The sequence below is a fragment of the Paenibacillus nanchangensis genome (genome assembly GCF_046543445.1).
Classification (GTDB): Bacteria; Bacillota; Bacilli; order Paenibacillales; family Paenibacillaceae; genus Paenibacillus_AQ; species Paenibacillus_AQ nanchangensis.
Genome location: NZ_JBHOFD010000029.1, coordinates 33316 through 52429, shown reverse-complemented (window position 1 = coordinate 52429; position 19114 = coordinate 33316). Strand labels below are relative to the sequence as shown.

General features: G+C 57.5%; 11 protein-coding genes. 3 read left to right on the top strand and 8 right to left on the bottom strand.

What is annotated here, in order from left to right:
- Nucleotides 1-15: 15 nt before the first annotated feature.
- Complete coding sequence (locus tag ACE6ED_RS21400) at nt 16-378, top strand: phage holin family protein (RefSeq protein WP_410829451.1); 363 nt, start codon at nt 16-18, stop codon at nt 376-378.
- Nucleotides 379-400: 22 nt separating this feature from the next.
- Here ACE6ED_RS21400 and ACE6ED_RS21395 read toward each other — a convergent pair whose 3' ends face one another.
- On the bottom strand, nt 401-1534 hold the full coding sequence (locus ACE6ED_RS21395) for a GGDEF domain-containing protein (protein ID WP_410829450.1): 1134 nt from the start codon (nt 1532-1534) through the stop codon (nt 401-403).
- Nucleotides 1535-1767: 233 nt separating this feature from the next.
- Here ACE6ED_RS21395 and ACE6ED_RS21390 point away from each other — a divergent pair, with 233 nt between their 5' ends.
- Nucleotides 1768-2142, top strand: coding sequence for a cupredoxin domain-containing protein (locus ACE6ED_RS21390; protein ID WP_410829449.1), 375 nt, complete (start codon nt 1768-1770; stop codon nt 2140-2142).
- 497 nt (nt 2143-2639) lie between these two features.
- On the opposite strand, the gene ACE6ED_RS21385 is transcribed toward ACE6ED_RS21390, so the two are convergent.
- The 3 genes from ACE6ED_RS21385 to pheS all read right to left on the bottom strand — a co-directional run bounded on the left by ACE6ED_RS21385 (nt 2640) and on the right by pheS (nt 9122).
- Nucleotides 2640-5339, bottom strand: coding sequence for a hypothetical protein (locus ACE6ED_RS21385; RefSeq protein WP_410829448.1), 2700 nt, complete (start codon nt 5337-5339; stop codon nt 2640-2642).
- Between the two features lie 177 nt (nt 5340-5516).
- Nucleotides 5517-7955 (bottom strand): phenylalanine--tRNA ligase subunit beta, encoded by a 2439-nt coding sequence (pheT, locus tag ACE6ED_RS21380; protein WP_410829447.1) that lies wholly within the window; start codon nt 7953-7955, stop codon nt 5517-5519.
- Nucleotides 7956-8087: 132 nt separating this feature from the next.
- Nucleotides 8088-9122 (bottom strand): phenylalanine--tRNA ligase subunit alpha, encoded by a 1035-nt coding sequence (pheS, locus tag ACE6ED_RS21375; protein WP_410829446.1) that lies wholly within the window; start codon nt 9120-9122, stop codon nt 8088-8090.
- 742 nt (nt 9123-9864) lie between these two features.
- Between pheS and ACE6ED_RS21370 the strand changes: the two genes are divergently transcribed.
- Nucleotides 9865-11475, top strand: a complete 1611-nt coding sequence (locus ACE6ED_RS21370; protein ID WP_410829445.1) for a diguanylate cyclase domain-containing protein — start codon at nt 9865-9867, stop codon at nt 11473-11475.
- A gap of 208 nt (nt 11476-11683) precedes the next feature.
- Here the strand turns inward: ACE6ED_RS21370 and pulA are convergent, their stop codons facing one another.
- From pulA to ptsG, 4 genes are all read right to left on the bottom strand, one after another.
- Nucleotides 11684-14050 (bottom strand): type I pullulanase, encoded by a 2367-nt coding sequence (gene pulA, locus ACE6ED_RS21365; RefSeq protein WP_410829444.1) that lies wholly within the window; start codon nt 14048-14050, stop codon nt 11684-11686.
- Nucleotides 14051-14716: 666 nt separating this feature from the next.
- Nucleotides 14717-16429, bottom strand: coding sequence for a phosphoenolpyruvate--protein phosphotransferase (ptsP, locus tag ACE6ED_RS21360; RefSeq protein WP_410829443.1), 1713 nt, complete (start codon nt 16427-16429; stop codon nt 14717-14719).
- The gene (locus ACE6ED_RS21355) at nt 16422-16697 is read right to left on the bottom strand and encodes an HPr family phosphocarrier protein (protein WP_410829442.1); all 276 of its coding nucleotides are present in this window, start codon (nt 16695-16697) and stop codon (nt 16422-16424) included. The genes ptsP and ACE6ED_RS21355 overlap by 8 nt, the downstream gene beginning before the upstream one ends.
- Nucleotides 16698-16860: 163 nt before the next feature.
- Nucleotides 16861-18918: a glucose-specific PTS transporter subunit IIBC gene (gene ptsG, locus ACE6ED_RS21350; RefSeq protein ID WP_410829441.1), complete on the bottom strand. Its 2058-nt coding sequence runs from the start codon at nt 18916-18918 to the stop codon at nt 16861-16863.
- Nucleotides 18919-19114 lie beyond the last annotated feature (196 nt).

Sequence of the window (19114 nt, the reverse complement as noted above, 5' to 3'; positions counted from 1 at the left end):
CGAAGGAGGAAGGGCATGAGAATATTGGGTATCGTCGGCCGTTTTCTGGTTTCGGCGCTTATGCTCCTGGCGGTCGGCTGGGCTGTTCCAAATTTCAGCGTCGGCGGATTCGGCAGCGCGTTGCTGCTCGCTCTTGTCATTGCTTTAATCGGCTGGATCATCGAATCCATCGCCGGAACAAGGATCACCCCTTTCGGAAGGGGCATCGTCGGCTTTTTGACCAGCGCGACGGTGATCTGGGTGTCGCAGTTTGTAGTTGACGGCATCAAAGTCACCATCCTGGGCGCATTATTGGCCGCGCTGGTGATCGGCATTATCGATTTATTCCTGCCCGGCGCCGCCCCGTTTGATGCCGGCAAAACCGCAAGCTCCCGGTAACGGCAAACCCCCTAACCCCGAGTTATCCGGAGAAGGGGGTCTGCTTTCCGCCCGATCGGGCGGCTTCTTCGTGGAGCATCACTTTATTTTTGCCGGTCCGTTTAGCCTGATACAGGGCGTCATCCGCCTGGCGGAAAAGCGTCTCTTTCCCGGCACCCTGCTCATAACGGCATACACCTATGCTTGCAGTAATGCTCTGTCCTCCGGCATACGGGTGCTCCATACGGGCGATGCCCTGCCTTAATTCCTCCATCAGCACGTAAGATTCGCCAAGGGATTTGTCCGTAAATATAATTGCAAATTCCTCGCCCCCGTATCTTGCCGCAAAATCGTTTAGTCCGATCCGGGCGCTTAGCTCGGCAGCAACTTCTTTTAAGACGAGATCCCCCACCCAATGACCATAAGTATCGTTAACCTGCTTGAAGTTATCGATGTCCAGCAGCGCAAGCTGCAGTCTCAGCCCGTTGGTTTCGCACTGCTCCAGCAGCGTGTCGAGGTATTCGTGAAAGGTCTTATGGTTGTAGAGACCGGTAAGCGCATCAATTTTCAGCAGTTTGTCGGCGATTGCCCGCTCTACCAGCAGGCTCTGCTCGGACTGGGACAGCTGTTCCACGTAATCCCTAGCCTCCCGCGCCCGCACAATAATCCCGACGCCCATCACGCCAAAGACGGCAAAAATGAGCTCAACCAAAACAAATTCCGCCAGCGGCTTTTGCAGTACGGGACGTTCCAGTCCAAAATAAACAACAGCGTAAAACACTATACTGAACAGGCTTAGCCCAAACAGCAGCCGCCGGTCAAAATAAATGAGGGACAGCATAATCGGCATCATCAGCGCCAGCTGTGCTCCGTCCACAAACGGCTCAACGATAAAATAAACCAGATAGGACACGATAAAGCCGCAGCCGGCGACGGCTTGCTTGTGATAAACCCAGCTGGTGCGCAGCCACATTTCGGCGGCGGCCATGAAGATCAGGATCAGCAGATTGCAGGCGGCAAACAACTCATTTTTGCCTAACACCGCAGCGGAAGCATTCGGCTGAACCCCAAGCGATAAAAAAAGCAGCTGGCCGACAATCAAGATACATACGACCGCCCAGAACCCGTTAAGAATCCGGCGGTGCCAGATTTCGCTGTTCAAATCGTTCCCAATCAAGTTGACAATCCCCTACTTTTTGCCCGAATGTACTCCCTGCTGCAACCCCTCTATTATAATTCTATTTCGGCTTTTTGCACCAACTAATTAAGCATTGCGCGGATTTGTCAAGGAAACATTTTATATTCACCAAAATTTCAAAATTTAGCAAACCACAAACGGGCCAACTGGGGTATGCTTGGCATTGATCCCTGCGGGAGATTTTGCAAACGCTGACAAAGGAGAGTTGACGTATGCGCAAACTGATGATCGCAGCCGCCGGAAGCTTGATGCTGCTGCTTGCGGCCTGCGGTTCAAATGCCGGCCAGAACCAGGAAAACGCGGCTGAAGCGAATATTACGGCCGATGAGGAGCTGGTGATTAAGGCCAGCAACTATGAATTCGACCAGGAGGAATACCACCTGAAAAAGGGGGTGCCGGTCAAAATCGTGTTTGAGAACGAAAGCGGCAACCACGGCATCCTGGTCCCCGAGCTGAATCTGCAGCTGGATGCCAAAAAAAATACCAAAGTCATTGTTCCCGAAGAAGCGGGAACGTTCGAGGTGACCTGCTCCATTTTCTGCGGATCGGGACACGGCGCAATGAGCGCCAATATTGTGGTGGAGTAACATAATTCCGCCAATAAAAAGACGGGGCTGGTCTAAGTGACCCCGTCAAGTAGATAGCAAAGAAGAGGCTAATTTTATGCGGTGATTGCTTTCCGGTGCTCAGGCGATCGCTTACCGGCACTTAACCGGTGAGAGGTCGCCAGTTTTTTCTGGCCTAAACCGATTACTGGTCTTGTTTTGTACGATTTTTCACACAAACAACCTTACAGGCGTAAACTACTTTTGAGTTAGACGAATTTTTTATGAAAAGAGGCTGTCCCGTCATAATGACTTTCGGGACAGCCTCTCTGTTTATCATTCAAAAACTTCCAAGTTGGCCCAGCGGCCGACACCACGTTAGCTTCAGTACAGCGTTCTGGCTTCCAAAATGCGCTCTGACTTCCATAGTCGTTTCTGACTTCCATAGTCGTTCTGGCTTCCGAAGTGCATGCTGACTTTCGCTGCAACTGGCTACCCAATCCGGCTTCTGGGCACTATGCGTATTTCAACAGCCCCGCCTAGCTGTCCTGTTCAATCAGCTGAATCCACTCGTTGTATTCTACCTGCAGCTTGGCATATTCCGACTGCAGCTTCTGATGCTCTTCGTTCAGCCGGGCAAGCTCTTCCTGGCGCAGTCCGTATTCGGCCTGCAGCAGCCGCAGCTGCCCCTGCGCAAGCTCATAGCCCTCGCCGATTTCATCCAGCTGGCGGACCGCTTCGCCGCGCTCTTTCTCCAGCGTCTGTCGCAGCGCTTCGCCGGCTTCGGCTTCCTGCTGCCAGATCTCGATCTCCTCACGCAGCTGCGCTTCCGCCTCGCTCCACGCACGCTGCCGCTCCGCCAGCTCCTCGAACCGCTGCTGCCAATCCTCGGAGCTCCGGCGCGCTTCTTCCAGCTCGCTCCGGTGCGCTTCCGCCGCAGCCGCCGCTTCCCGGCCGGCCCGCTCCAGCTCGGCGAGCCGCGCTTCGGCCTCGCGGCCCGCCGCCGCAAGCGCCTCGGCCTGCCCGCGCAGCCGCTTCGCATCCGCATCCGACTCCTCCAGCAGCGCCTCCAGCGCGCCGTTCTCCTCGCGCAGGCTTTCGGCCAGCTCGCGCAGCTCGGCTTCGTGCCGCTCCAGCTCGGCAGCGCGCTGCTTGGCTTGCTCCGCGCGCTCCTCCGCCTCGCGGACCCGGCCGCGCAGCGACTCTGCCTGCTGCAGCGCTTCCTCATGCCGCGCCGCCAGACCGGCCTGCTCCTCACGCAGTGCAGCGAGCGCCTCTTCGGCCTGCGCCGCCTGCTGCAGCAGCGCCTCGTTCTCGCGCTCCGCCTCGCGGACCCGGCCGCGCAGCGACTCCGCCTGCTGCAGCGCTTCCTCATTCTGCGCCGTCAGACCAGCCTGCTCCTCGCGCAGTGCAGCGAGCGCCTCTTCGGCCTGTACAGTCTGCTGCAGCAGTACCTCGTTCTCGCGCTCCGCCTCGCGGACCCGTTCGCGCAGCGTCTCCGCCTGCTGCAGCGCTTCCTCATGCTGCGCCGTCAGACCAGCCTGCTCCTCGCGCAGTGCAGCGAGCGCCTCTTCGGCCTGCACCGTCTGCTGCAGCAGCGCCTCGTTCTCGCGCTCCGCCTCGCGGACCCGTTCGCGCAGCGTCTCCGCCTGCTGCAGCGCTTCCTCATGCTGCGCCGTCAGACCAGCCTGCTCCTCGCGCAGCCCGGCGAGCACTTCCTCGGCCTGCGCCGCCTGCTGCTGCAGCTGCTCGTTCTCGCGCTCCGCCTCGACCCGGAAGCCGTGCTCGCGCTCGAAGCGGCCTTCGGCGTCCTCCAGCTCGGCGCGCAGCGTCTGCAGCTCGTCCTCGAGCGCCCGCAGCCGCTCTTCGCCGTCAAGCAGCGATGTCTCGAGCTCTCCGAGCTCCTCGAGGCGCTGCTCGGCTAGCGTGCGCCAACGGGCCGCTTCTTCCGCCGCCCGAGCCTGCTCCCGCTGCAGGCGTTCGCGCTCGTCCTCCAGCGCGGCTACCCGCTTCGCGAGCTCGGCCGTGTCGCTCTCCGCCTGGCTGTGGAGCGACCGCAGCGTCTCCAGCTCGCCGGTCAGCAGCTCCGCGTGTGCAGAAGCGGACTCCAGCTCTTCGCGCAGTCCGGCTTCACGCGCCAGCGCTTCTTCGTACTGCGCCGCCAGCTGGACGCCGCTTTCGCGTTCGCTTTTGATGCCCGCTTCCATCGCGCGCAGCCGCGACTGCAGCTGGCCAGTGGTCCCGCGAAGCTCTGCAATCGTCTTCTCGAAGTCCTGGACCGCCTGCTTGTGGCGCTGCTCTTGGGCGCCGAGGGACTTGCGCAGCTCCTTGTTCTTCAGCTGCTCGCCAAGCGCCGCATCGCGCTCGCGGGCCAGCTCCGCGGTGAGCTGCTGCCGCACCGTCTCCAGTTCGCCGGTCAACGTGCTTCGCGCCGCTTCCAGCTCCTGCGTCAGCGCGGACCGCGTCTCTTCGGCCTCCTGGGTCAGCACCGACTTGGTGCTGTCCAGCTCGGCCAGCAGACGTTCCCGCTCCGCCCGGTGCTCCAGCTCCAGCTGTTCCCGCAAGTTCGCCGCTTCCTGCGCGTGGGCCGCCTGCAGCTCTCTGACGCGCTCCTGATGCACCGTCTCCAGCTGCTCCAGCTCCTGCCGGCTCTGCTCGCGCTGTTTCGAGAGCTCGCGGTCCCGCTCGGCCTGCAGCTCAAGCAGCTCCTGCTTCAGCCCCGCAAGCTCCTCTTCCAGCTGCCGCCGGAGCGCATCCGCCGCTTCCTGTTCCGTCCGAAGCCGCTCCAAATGCGTTTTGCCGGCAAGCTCGGCTTCTTCCGTCAGCCGCTTGCGCTCCGCCTCGACTTCTTCAAGCAGGCGCCGCCGTTCCTCATCCGCGGCGGCCTTGATGCTCTCGATCCGCTCCTCTGCTTCGCGGGCCCGGCGCTCCTCGTCTTCCTGCCATTCGCGCTGCGCGTCCAGCAGCCGCGCCACTTCGGAGCGCAGCTCGCTGCGCTCGCCAGTCAGCATATTCAGCTCGTTTTTCAAATCCTGAGCCTGGATCGCCTGCTCCGCCATATGAACGGCGGCAAGCACCGCAATGCGGGGTGTATCCAGTCTGGTGTGGGATTTCGAAATCGCTCGCATATGCTCGTCGACATAGCGGGCTACTTGTTTCATATATTCAGGGCTGCTTCCCATCAGCCGATAGGAAGTGCCATATATCTCCACGGCGACACGTGTCCGGTCCATAGCCACAGTTGTGCCCTCCTTTGTGTGTGTGCGGATTCTAAGCTGTGCCGGCTTGCCCGGGAAGCCGCGCTATTAAAGTCATGCTGCAGCTGAAAAGGCTGGCCGCTTCCGGAAGGTTCGGAAAAAAGCCACAGCGAATCGATCCATACAGAATGGATTCGCTGCGGCTTTACGTAATTCCTGCTACTTTCTCAATTCCGCGCCAAAAGTTTGTTCCAGCGCTGAAAGGACTTCCCCATGGGGAACTGCGACTTCCTCATCGGTTAGCGTATGCTCCGGATGGCGGTAAAGCAGGGCAATCGCCACGCTTTTTTTGCCTTCCGCCAGCTTGCCTCCCGTGAAGACGTCAAAAACGCGGGCGGATTGGAGCAGCTCGCCGCCGGCCTGGCGGATGGTCTCCAGCAGCTTGCCGGCCGGAACCGCGGAATCGACAACAAGCGCGATATCGCGTTCCATCCCGGGGAAACGCGGCAGCTCGCTGTACTGAATCCGGCTCTCCACACGGTCATAAAGCGGCTGAAGCGCAATTTCGGCGGCATACGTGTCAACAAGATCGTACTCACGCTGCAGCTCCGGATGGATTTGTCCCAGCGTGCCCAGTTTTACGCGTCCGTCCGTTCCGGTCAGATAGACGGATGCCGAACGTCCCGGGTGGAAGCCTGCCGGGCTGTCCGCTGCGTACTCCACAGACTCTTCCAGGCCGAAATGGCCAAACAGGGATTCAAGCGCCCCTTTCAGATCAAAGAAGTCGACCGGCTGAGCCGCCACATTCCACTGTTTGCTCCGGCTCGAACCGCTCAGCAGCAGGCCCAGCACAGGCTGTTCGTCTGGCTGGCGTGTCAGCGTGTCTTCCTCCGTGGAGAAGATGCCGCCGATCTCGAACAGGGCCAGATCGCTCTGCCGCCGGTTCGTGTTATAGCGCGCGATCTCTAGCAGCTGAGGCAGCAGACTCGTGCGCAGCACGCTGCGGTCTTCGCTCATCGGCATCGCCAGCTTGACCGCTTTGCCCGCTCCGGTCAGCGCCGGGAACAACGTGCTCTGTTCCGGCTGAATGAACGAATACCCCAACACCTCCTGGTAGCCTCCGTCCGCCAGCAGGCGGCGCAGCTCCCGGCGGATCCGCTGCGGCCGGGTCAAAGCCCCAGGTGTTGTCGGTCCTTCAATCAGCGTGGTCGGAATGTGGTCGTAGCCGTAAAGACGGGCCACCTCTTCAAACAGATCCACATCGTAAGTAATATCGCCGCGTCTGGACGGTACCCGGACTTCAATCATCCCTTCGCCGGCCGTCGCACAGTCGAAACGCAGGCGGGCAAACAAGGTTTTGACCTCCAGCATCGACAGCTCGGTGCCGAGATGCCGGTTCATTTTCTCCAAAGACAGCAGCAGCGTCTTCTCTTCCACTTCAGGGCTGCCCGCCTGCACAACGCCTTCACGTACAACACCTTCCGCATACCGTGCAATCAAAGCCGCGGCGCGGTCCAGCGCCGGCAGCACCCGGGCAGGATCAACTTCCTTCTCGAAACGCAGCGACGCTTCCGAACGCAGGCCCAGCTTGCGGGATGTTTTGCGGACGGTTCCTCCGTCAAACCGCGCCGATTCCAGCACCAGGTTCACCGTATCCGCTGTGACCTCAGAGTCCAGGCCGCCCATTACCCCGGCGAGCGCGACAGGTTTCACGGCATCGGCGATGACCAGCATACTGGTCTCCAGCTTCCGATCCTGCCCGTCAAGCGTCGTCAGCGATTCGCCTTCGCGGGCGAAACGGACTTTCAGCATACCGCCTTCCAGCTTGCCCGGATCAAACGCATGCAGCGGCTGGCCGTATTCCAGCATGACGTAATTGGTAATGTCCACGATGTTGTTGATCGGCCGCACGCCTGCGGCAATCAACCGGTTCTGCAGCCACAGCGGCGAAGGTCCTGGCTTCACGCCTTCGATAACCCGGGCCGCGTAGTGTCCGCAAGCCCCGGCTGACTCAATTTCCACGGCAAGCGTATCCGCCGCAGGCCCGCCCGACTCAAGAAGCTCCGGCTCCGGCAGCGTAAGATCTCGGGCGAGAATCGCACCAACCTCGTAGGCGGCGCCGATCATGCTGAGACAGTCGGAACGGTTGGGCGTCAAGTCAAACTCCAGCACCTCGTCGTTTAGTCCAAGCAGTTCGGTGATATCGCGTCCGATCCCGGTTCCTTCCGGAAGGACCAGAATGCCTTCCTGCTGCTCCTTCGGCAGCAGCTTGTCGTTGATTCCCAGTTCCTTGGCCGAACAGATCATGCCTTGGGAAACCACGCCGCGCAGCTTGGCTTTTTTAATAGTAATCCCTGGAAGCACCGCTCCAACCAGCGCGACCGGTACTATCTGCCCGGCATCCACGTTTTTGGCGCCGCAGACGATCTGCAGATCTTCACCTGTACCTGCGTCCACCGTACACACATTCAGCTTGTCGGCATCCGGGTGTTTTTCCTTTGCTTTGACGTAGCCGGTCACCACGCCTTTGACGCCTTTGTTCAGGCGTTCCACACCGTCGATCTCGATCCCGGCGGCCGTAATCTGCTCGGCCAGTGTTTCCGGGGAGACCCCTTCCAGCGAGATATAGTCGTTCAACCATCCGGTTGATACTTTCATTGTCCGCTCACTTCCCTTTTATCGTTCTATTCATTTGATCTGTCCCGCGCCCGAAAACATCTAAGTTTCCGGCTCGTTCAGCATGCCGCTGTCCTAACGCGGAAACCGCAGGCGGGCCTGCAGGGCAGACGATTAGATTCCTCTGAACTGCTTGACGAACGCCATATCGTTGCTGTAAAAAAGCCGGATGTCGTCAACGCCGTATTTCAGCATCGCGATCCGCTCCACGCCCACGCCAAACGCAAAGCCGCTGACCTGCTCGGGATCGTAGCCGCTCATTTCCAGCACTCTCGGATGCACCATGCCGGCCCCAAGAATTTCCAGCCAGCCCGATTGCTTGCACAGGCGGCAGCCTTGGCCGCCGCACTTGAAGCAGCTTACATCCACTTCGACGCTTGGTTCAGTGAACGGGAAAAAGCTCGGGCGAAGCCGGATTTTGGTGTCCGGTCCAAACATTTCTTTTACGAACTGCTCCAGCGTGCCCTTTAGGTCACTCATGCGGATGTTCCGGCCGATTACGAGGCCTTCGATCTGATGGAACTGGAACGAATGCGTCGCATCGTCGTCGTCACGCCGGAACACTTTGCCCGGACAGATAATTTTGACAGGGGTTTCCCCTTTCATCGCTTCCATGGTCCGCACCTGTACAGGCGAAGTCTGGGTGCGCATCAGCAAATCTTCAGTCAAATAAAACGAATCCTGCATATCGCGGGCCGGATGGTTTTTGGGCAGATTGAGCGCTTCAAAGTTGTAGTAGTCGGTTTCGACTTCCGGACCTTCGGCCACCCGGTACCCCATGCCGATAAAAATATCCTCCACTTCCTGGATGACCCGGCTCAGCGGATGAATTCCGCCTTGCGCCAGCCTGCGGCCGGGCAGCGTTACATCCACGCGCTCCGCGGCGAGCTTGCGTTCGGTCTCCTGCTGCTGGAACGCCTCCTGCTTGGATGTGATAATCTCTTCGATTGCTCCGCGCACCAGATTGGCCACCTGGCCGATCACCGGACGTTCTTCGGCGCTAAGGCCGCCCATTCCGCGCAGCACCTCTGTTAGCTCGCCTTTTTTACCCAGGTACTTGACCCGGAGGTCGTTCAGCGTCTGCGGATCGGTTACCTCCTGCAGCCTGGCGAGCGCTTCGACTTTTAATGCTTCCAACTTTTCCTTCATGGCCTTGTACAGCCCCCTTCAATCATTCCTTCTCGTTTTAGACACACAAAAAAAGCCTTCTCTCCCTCGTAAGGGACGAAAAGACCGCGGTACCACCCTTGTTAAACGGAGACCGGCGGCGGGATACTCCCTGCCTTCGGCAATCAACCGTTTCACTCGATGCAGGGATAACGGCCTGCGGCCGGTGTTCCCTACTCTCTTCCCGCTGGCTCGCAGCAAAAAGAATTCAGGAAACGGCTCCGGAGCGAACTTCGGCACTCCCGGCTTCCCAGAAACGCTCTCAATCTCCGGCGTCTCCTCCCTGTGGACCAGGCGGTGCGTACTCTTCTCCATCATAGCGGATCATTCAGTGAAGTTAAATTGTCCCGTGACGGGATATCTATTCATTATAAAGGCGGGATTGCCTTTTGACAAGCGGGCGGACCGTCTAACTGGCGGAGAAAGCGGAAGTTTGAAAAGCGGGTATCGTTCGGGAAAAAGGTGGGTATATAGTACTCAAGCATATCTTGTCGTCAAATTTGCGCAAAATTTGTCGAATAATGGAATTAATACATAAAACATAGGTTTATAGTCAGGTTTTAGAATAAAGAGTTTCCCGCCATGTTCCCGGCCCAACCGGGAAACACAGCAAAGCAGTACATAAAGTAGAACAGAAAGCATAGGCCGGGGTTACCGTATCGTTTCCGCCTTCGAGAGGCAGAAACCGCAGGCCGCGGTTTGCGGATGGCAGGGAGAGATGAGATTGCCGGAATGGAAAGAAATTCAAAAAGAGCGCCGGCTGGCCGCCTTGTTCGCCGGAGTTATGCTGCTCTTGATCGGTATGAGCGCCGCGTCGCTGATTTATCTGAATCATACGTTTGACCGTCTCTCCGATTCGCTTTATCATCAGGTGTACAAAAATACGGAGAACTTATTAAGCGCGGACAGAGATTTATATCAGGCTTCCCTGGCGCTGCTTCAGGCGGCAAACCCGGAATACCCGCCGGATGTACGGGCGGCGGCCAGCGGCGTGTTCCGCGATAACATTGCGCAGGCCCGCGAGCGGGTCGGGAGCGCAGCTCGCGGTCTTCCTTCCGCCACCGGGCAACCGGCAGGGCTTGGCGGGTCAGGGAAGCTGCCGGAAGAGCTTGCTGCGGAGCTGCAGGGATTCGGAGAAGACTTTCGTGTCTATGCGGCGATGGGTGAACAGGCTTTGGCTTCTTTTCCGGATGAGGAGTTTTTCACTCCAGACGGAGCTTCGGCGCTGCTGAATGCGCAGCTTGAACGCACAAGAGGGTACCTCGACCGCGGTGAACAGCTGCTGGACAGTTATGCGCAGCGGATTACCCAAATGTTCCACGACCGGAAAAGCGGAATGTTTGCGATCTATACGCTGCTGCTCTGCTTGCTGATGCTTGTGATCCTGTACTTGGGCCGCAGATTGATTCTTTTACACAAGGAGATGCGCGACAGTCAGTCGATGTACCAGCTGATTGGCAAGTCCATGTCCGACTTTATTCTGCTGACCGACGGGGAAGGACGGATCGGGTACGCCTCTCCCTCTCATGCTTCTGTACTTGGTTACATCCCCGATAAAGGCGATCTGCTAACCAACTATATCCGCGAGCCGGAGCTGTCCTGGGCAAAGCTGAAAGCCGCGGTTCAAAGCGCCTCCCGCCTCTCCGAGCTGCGCATGCGGGCCGAAACGGGACGATGGGTTTGGCTTGAAACCAAGGTGACGCCGATAACCGGCAGCCGGTCTTTTCCCGTGCGTTACATGTTTGTTTCCCGGGAAATAACCGAACGTAAGCAGCATGAGGAGCGGCTGCATAAGCTGGCTTTTTACGACCATCTGACATCTATACCGAACCGGGCCCATTTTAAAATGTATATGGAAAGTTTGACCTCCAATCCTGATAGCGGACGGACACCGCTTGCGCTGGCCCTGCTGGACTGCGACCGGTTCAAACAGCTGAACGATACGCTTGGCCATCTGGCCGGTGACGATTTTCTTCAGCAGCTGTCCAGGGAACTGCAGCAGGCGGTACAGGGCACCGGGCAAGCCTTCCGGCTCGGGGGAGACGAGTTTGCGGTGGTTCTCCACCGCAGATCGGCGCCGGAATCGCTTGAGCAGTCGCTGTCCAAGCTGCTCCGCTTATTTCATAAGACCTGGTCCGTGGACGGAGCCAGCTTTCATACTTCGGCCAGCATCGGCGTTGCGCTGTATCCCAAGCATGGCGTAACGATGAACGAACTGCTGAAGGCGGCGGATTTGGCGATGTACCGTTCCAAAAGCCGGGGCGGCAACGAAGCCTGCCTGTACGACGAATCGATGCGGGAGGCGGAGAATACGGACAAAAAAAGCGGCGGCTGACGAGCCTTCTCCCTCTACAGGCGCCGGTTCTGCAAGGTGTTTGAGCGCTAACTGCAGCTGACGCTTTGGGCAGCGGGAAAAACACTGAACAACGTACGGAGCTGCCAAGCCACCCGTCATCTCCTTATATAAAAACGTTCCGGCCCATCTAATGGACCGGAACGTTTTTTTGCAAGGCCTAAGCCTGTGTAAGAAATACAGAAACCAATCAGCTGGTAAGCGGCAGATGTTCGGCCTGTACCGAAGCACCGTCACTCAGGACATCCCGGATCAGCACCTTGACGGTCTGCCCGGTTCCGCCCAGCTCTACCAGCCGGTCCCCGCTTCCATCCTTGGCTTCCCAATCGTTGAGCCTCAGTACATAGCCGATCGAGTCGGACGCCGGGCTGACTTCAATCCGGGCCACCGCCCGGCCGTCCTCCACATACCGGAAATCCGCCTGTCCGTCCTGCACGCCGGTTCCCCACACCCACAAATTCCAGCCTTGATAACGGCCGTCTCTGCGTTCGTAATGAACTTCAACCACACGATTAGGCGGTCCCGGGTCTTCCTGAACATCGTACAGCACCATCATTGAAAGTCCTTCGACCCTGACCTCTCCCTGCTCGGTACGGAATGCTTCCGTTCCCGCCCGGGTATGATCGACAACGACGTTCCAGGGCTCCTCCGACTCCGGCAGCGTAAACATGACCGGGTGGGAATTTGCGTTAAAGATGACCAGTATGGTCCGCCATGGATCCCCGCCCGCATTCCGGTGCAGCCGGTAGGCGACCACGCCGCTGTCGCAGCGGAGAAAATCAAGCGAGCGTTCGATCTGCTCGCGTCCGCGCAGGCGAAATGCCGGATGCGTTGTGCGCAGATGAATCAGTCCCCGGTAATAATCGTAGACTGGCCGATACAGCGTCTTGTTCTCCCAGCGGATACTGTTCACCGCGTCGCCGCTGCGGTAGCTGTTGTGATCGCCGTATTTGCTGCGCAGCAGCTCGTCACCCGCGTGCAGGAACGGGGTCCCTTGGGAAGTGAGCACAAGCCCGTTCGCCAGCAGCGTCCGCCGGACCGTCTCGCCGGCAAGCGGGTCAGCGGCATCCACCGTCAAATAGGGGCGGCTGTTCAAAACCGCTTCCTCAGCCGTCCGGCCGTCCGTTGGAACCCCGTCGCGGAATTCGGCAAACCCTGCCTCCTCCCGCAGGCCCTGTGTAACCAGCACTTTATCCCATAGATTTAGATTGTCGTGAGCGGTGACGTAATTGACCGTTTCGGCAGGCGATTCGGCAAAATCATGAACCGAACCCATAATTCCCGCGGCGACTGCGCCTTCCCGGCCCGGTTCGCCCGTGGCGAACCCCCGGCCCCAGCCGTCGCTGTCCCCCTTGACGGCGCTGCGGAAATTATCGTTGAAGACGGCGTAGCCCTTGCCGCGCTGCGTCCCTTTCAGCGTCTTCTGCACAAGGGGGGAGTCGCCTCCGGTCCACGGCTCGCCGTAGAACAGCAGATTCGGATTTACTTCGAGCCGCAGCTCCTCCACCACCTCGCGCATCGTCACCGTATCAATCAGCCCCATCAAATCGAAGCGGAAGCCGTCGATATGATATTCCTTCGCCCAGTAGCGGAGGGAATCCTTGATATATTTGCGGACCATCGGCCGTTCGGTGGCCAGTTCATTGCCGACACCCGAACCGTTCGACAGTGCGCCCCCAGGATAACTCCGGTAAAAATAGCCCGGGACCAGCGGCTCAAACGGCCCCTTCTCGACCGAATATGTGTGGTTGTAGACAACGTCCATCACCACTGCCAGGCCTTTGCGGTGCAGTGCCTGGACCATTTCTTTGAATTCACGGATACGGAGCGCGGGATCCGCCGGATTCATGCTGTAGGAACCCTCGGGGACATTATAATGCTGGGGGTCATAACCCCAGTTATAGGAAGCGGTTCCATCAACGCCCAGCTCGTCAACCGTCTGAAAATCCGCGACAGGCATAAGATGCACGTGCGTTACGCCCAACTCGGCCAGATGATCGATACCAAGCGCGCAGCCGTCCGGACCGGTGACCCCGGTTTCCGTAAATGCTTTGTATTTCCCCTTATATTGAAGGCCCGACGACGGGTGGGCCGAAAAATCGCGGACATGCAGTTCATAAATGACCGCATCGGCCGGATGCGCAAGCGCTGGACCGCTATCCTGCTCCCAGCCTTCTGGATCTGTGGTCCGCAGATCGACAATGGCGGTACGGACTCCGTTAGCCGATACCGCGCGGGCGTAAGGATCGGCAGCCTCCCGTTCGCTGCCGTCGGCGAACGCCGCCCGGTACATATAATATTTACCATGCAAATCACCGGCAAATCTCAGCTGCCATACGCCGCCCTGGCGGCGCTGCATCGGAAACACCCGTCCGGCGTCCGCGTTCTCCGGCCCCTTCGTACCGGATCCGTCTGTATCATACAGCACCAGGGACACGGATAATGCCGTGGGCGCCCATAAACGAAACAAGCTGCCCACAGGCGAATACAACAAGCCAAGCCTGGCTTCCATACTTATCTCAGCTGCCGCTTCGGCACTTGCCATACGTTCGATCATTTCAATCACCATCCTAGTTGGAGCGGCGGCCGGGCCGCCTGATTCTCTTTATTTCCTCTTATCTCCAATTTCGTGCGGTTCATACGTACGGGACGATCAGGTGCCTTTGTGGAGGTCCCATAGTATTCTATGTCGTAGATGCGGCACGGGTTTGGGATATTGTTATTTCTTTGACGTTTCTTTGACTTTTTCTTTGAATAGGTTTGGCGTATTCTATTGCCTGGTTCACCGGGCTTGTTTACTCTATATATCGGCATAAACGGGCAGCCAATGAAGCGGTTTGGCCTCTTCAGTGTCATTCATTGTCAGCGTGTGTAATTTTCTGTCTAATCCTGCTATTTACCGCGTTCTTAAACTGGACAGACTGTCCGTAAGAAACACATAAAAGTAACGGTTTTATCCGGCCGAAGGTTGCAGCTAGGAGGAATTTGCTTAAATAAAGAGGACACCGGGCCATTATAGACACTGCATTTGCGCCGGGCTCAGTAAAATCCTAAAGTTTCTCCTTCTTCCTTGGGAATGCGCACAATCTAGTCTTATGGCAAAAAAAAGCCGGTCCCCCGAAGGGAACCGGCTTGAAGTAGTTGGAAAAGTCAAGGAAGACGGCCCGAAATCACCTTTCTTCCGAAATGAAAGAACAGAGAATAATCAAATGCTGCGGCGTTATTAGCGCGTCGCGCTCCGAACCAGCTCCGCGACTTCTTCAGCCGTACCGAGTCCAAGCGCTTGTTGCGCCAGATTCTTCATCTCGGCGGCGGACAGCTTCGAAATCTGGCTGCGCGCCGGCAGAATCGAAGTGGCGCTCATGCTGAATTCGTCAAGGCCAAGACCCAGCAGCAGCGGAATCGCCGTAGCGTCCCCGGCCATCTCGCCGCACATACCGGCCCATTTGCCCTCTGCATGCGCCGCGTCGATCACGTTTTTGATCAGGCGGAGAATGGCAGGGTTATAAGGCTGGTAGAGATAGGAAACCCGTTCGTTCATGCGGTCGGCAGCCATCGTATATTGAATCAGATCGTTGGTGCCAATGCTGAAGAAATCGACTTCCTTGGCGAACTGGTCGGCGAGTACAGCGGTAGAAGGAATTTCAACCATGATGCCGAGCTGAATGTTGTCCGATACCTGGATGCCTTCTGCCAGCAGTTTGCCTTTCTCTTCGAGCAGCAGCGCCCGCGCGGAACGGAATTCATCCAGCGTAGCAATCATCGGGAACATAATCCGCAGGTCGCCGTGTACGCTTGCCCGGAGCAGCGCGCGCAGCTGGGTGCGGAAAATATCCTGCCGGTCCAGACAAAGCCGGACGGCGCGGAAGCCCAGGAACGGGTTCATTTCCTTCGGCAGATCAAGATACGGCAGCTCCTTGTCGCCGCCGATATCCAGCGTGCGGACGACGACCGGCTTGCCAGCCATTTTTTCCAGAACGGTGCGGTAAGCGTTGTACTGGACATCCTCGGAAGGCAGCTTATCACGGCCCATATAGAGGAATTCAGTCCGGTACAATCCGACGCCTTCACCGCCGTTATCAAGCACGCCAGCCACATCGTTTGGTGTGCCGATATTGGCCGCAAGCTCCACATGCTTGCCGTCCGCCGATACCGTAGGCAGATCGCGCAGTTTTTTCCACTCCGCCACCTGCTTGCTGTACGCTTCCTGCTTCTGCGCATATTCCACAGTTACGGCTTCGTCCGGATTGATCAGCACTTCCCCGCTCAGACCGTCCACGATCACCAGATCGCCGGCTTTGACTTGGGACATGACGCTTTTTGTGCCGACAACAGCCGGAATTTCCAGCGAACGGGCCATAATCGCCGAGTGCGAGGTGCGGCCGCCGATGTTAGTTGTAAAGCCTTTGACATACTGGCGGTTCAGCTGAGCCGTATCCGATGGCGTCAAATCTTCAGCGATAACAATCACTTCTTCGCTGATCTCAGCCGGACTGATGTAATGAATGCCAAGCAGATGGTTCAGCACCCGCTTTGTTACGTCGCGCATATCCGCAGCCCGCTCCTGGAGATAGGCGCTCTTCATGTTCTCGAACATCTCCACGAACTGGGCGGACACTTCATTCAGCGCAAAGTCAGCGTTCACCGATTCCTGGCGGATTTTATCCGTGACCGGGCTGATCAGCTCAGGATCATCCAGAATCAGCAGATGTGATTCGAAAATCTCCGCTTTTTTTTCACCGAGTTCGGCAAGCGTCCGGGCTTTAATGGCCTGAAGTTCGCTTCTGGATTTGTCTAGCGCGTCGTTCAGCTTGGCAATTTCAGCTTCCGGATCGGCGATTTGCCGCTTGGAAATGGAATAGTCAGGATGTTCCAGGATGAAGGCCCGGGCGACTGCGATGCCAGCGGAGGCCGCGATTCCTGAAATCTTATTCATGAACTTCTCCCAGCCCTTCCGAAACCATAACCTCCTGAAGAGCGTTCAGCGCAGCTTCTTCTTCGTCGCCTTCCGTAATCAAAGTCAGCGTATCGCCAGCTTCAAGACCCAAAGACAGGACGCCCAGGATCGATTTCAGCGTTACCTTTTTGCCTTTTGCTTCCGCAAATGCTTCGGTTCCTTTAAATTTTGTAGCCGTATTTACCAGGGCAGTTGCCGGACGTGCGTGAATTCCATCCTCGTCGATGATTCTGAATGTTTTTTGCATTAGTATCCAACTCGCTTTCTGTATAAAGTTTATTATGATGAAAAGGAAACGGCGGTTCTATCTCCATTATACCGAAGCCGCCGCCCCTTTTACACTTGAGAGCAGGTCAGCGCAGCATAGGTCTTGCTGCGCCGGGATAAACAGGTTTACCGGGGCACTAACCTTACTGGATGGAGATGATGTCTTTGTCTCCGATCGACACCTTGCCCGGCTTCTTCAGCGTAACCGAAGAGCCTTCCGGCAGGTTCGAGAAGATCACCGGCGAAATCACCGAAGGCGCATTGGCCTTGACGTACTCCAGATCCACTTCCATAATCGGCTGTCCGGCGGCAACCAGGTCGCCTTCCTGTACCAGCACATTAAAGCCTTGGCCTTTCAGCTTCACCGTGTTGACGCCGATATGCACGAGCACTTCCTTGCCGCCGTCGGACATAATGCCGATGGCGTGCTTGCTCGGGAAGACATTGAACACCTTGCCGTAAACAGGCGATGCGATCTTGCCGTCGCTTGACAGGAACGCAAATCCGTCTCCGGTCATTTTTTGCGAAAAGACCTGGTCCGGAACTTCGGTGATGTCCATCAGCTCTCCATTAACCGGCGAGACGATATCCTCAGGAATAATCGCTTCCCCTTCCTGGCCCGCCTGCTGTTCGGCTTCAGGCACCGGCGCGGCTGCAGCTGTCGGTGTGCGGCCGCTCATTACGTCCTGGATTTGGGTTTTGATCGTATCCGAACGGGTACCGAAGATCGCCTGTACGTTGTTGCCGACCTCGAGCACGCCCGAAGCGCCGAGCTTTTTCAGCCGGTTTTTGTCGACGTTCGCTTTGTCCTTCACCTCAACCCGCAGGCGGGTGATACAAGCGTCGAGATGGACGATGTTTTCGCTGCCGCCCAGTGCGCCGAGAATATTGCGCGGCAGATCGTCGCCTGTCTTCGAGACGGCGGCGGTGTTCTTCGTCTCCTCCGCGTCGTCCGTCTCCTCCTCGCGTCCCGGCGTCTTCAGGTTGAACTTCCGGATGACGAACCGGAAACCGAAGTAGTAGATCACCGCGATGACCAGACCGACCGGGATCACCAGCCACCAGGCGGTGCGGTTCGGAATGATGCCGAACAGCACGTAGTCGATAAAGCCGCCGGAGAAGGTCATGCCGATTTTGACGTTCAAAATATGCATGGTCATAAACGACAGACCCGCAAATACCGCGTGGACCGCAAACAGCAGCGGCGCCACAAACAGGAACGAAAATTCGAGCGGCTCGGTAATCCCCGTCAGGAACGAGGTGAGCGCCGCGGAAATCATCAAGCTGCCGACCACTTTTTTATGCTGAGGCTTGGCTTCGTGGTAAATGGCCAAGGCTGCGGCCGGCAGGCCGAACATCATAAACGGATACTTACCGGTTGTAAACGTACCGGCAGTGAACTCCACGCCGTCGCGCAGCTGCTGCATGAAGATACGCTGATCGCCGCGGACCAGTTCGCCCGCCTGGCTGACATAGCTGCCGAACTCGTACCAGAACGGCGAGTAGAAAATATGGTGCAGCCCGAACGGAATCAGCGAGCGTTCGATCAGACCGAAGATAAACGCTGCCAGCGTTTTGTTCGTGTCGATCATGCTCTGCGAGACGTAGTTCAGTCCGTGCTGGATCGGCGGCCAGACCAAGGTGAGCAGCAGGCCGAGCAGCAGGGACGTAACGGCTGTCATAATCGGGACAAACCGCTTGCCCGCAAAAAAACCTAAGTACGACGGAAGCTCAATTTTGAAAAACCGGTTATACATGGACGCCGCGAGTACCCCGACAAGAATACCGCCGAACACGCCGGTCTGCAGGGTCGGAATCCCCAATATGCTGGCATAGGAATAATCTCCCCATGACAGCACATAGTCATTAACGCCAACCACAGTCCCCATCGTCACATTCATGACCAGGTAACCAATAATCGCCGCCAGACCCGCAACCCCTTCCCCGCCGGCAAGTCCGATGGCGACCCCGACCGCAAACAGGAGCGGCAGATTCGCAAACACGATATCCCCCGAGTTCATCAGAACGTTGGCGATCGCCTGAACGACCCCATTTTCAAGTGCGGGCACATATTGCAGAAAATCCTCGTTAACCAGCATGTTGCCTATGCCGAGCAGCAGCCCTGCCGCCGGCAAAATCGCCACCGGCAGCATCAGCGCCTTGCCTACCCGCTGCAGGACGCCGAACAGCTTTTTGAACATCGAATTCACTTCCTTTTAGTTAAAGGTATGGTGCCTACAGCTGCCAAACAGAAAGCAAAAAAGGCATGAGCAATACAGCACGCCGGTTCTCCCCTAACTCTAAAGTTAGATTACCCCAAGAGGGGGGAAGAAAACCAAAATACTGTAATTCACTCATGCCTGATCGAATCAGTTACACGTTTATATTCTGTTCGGT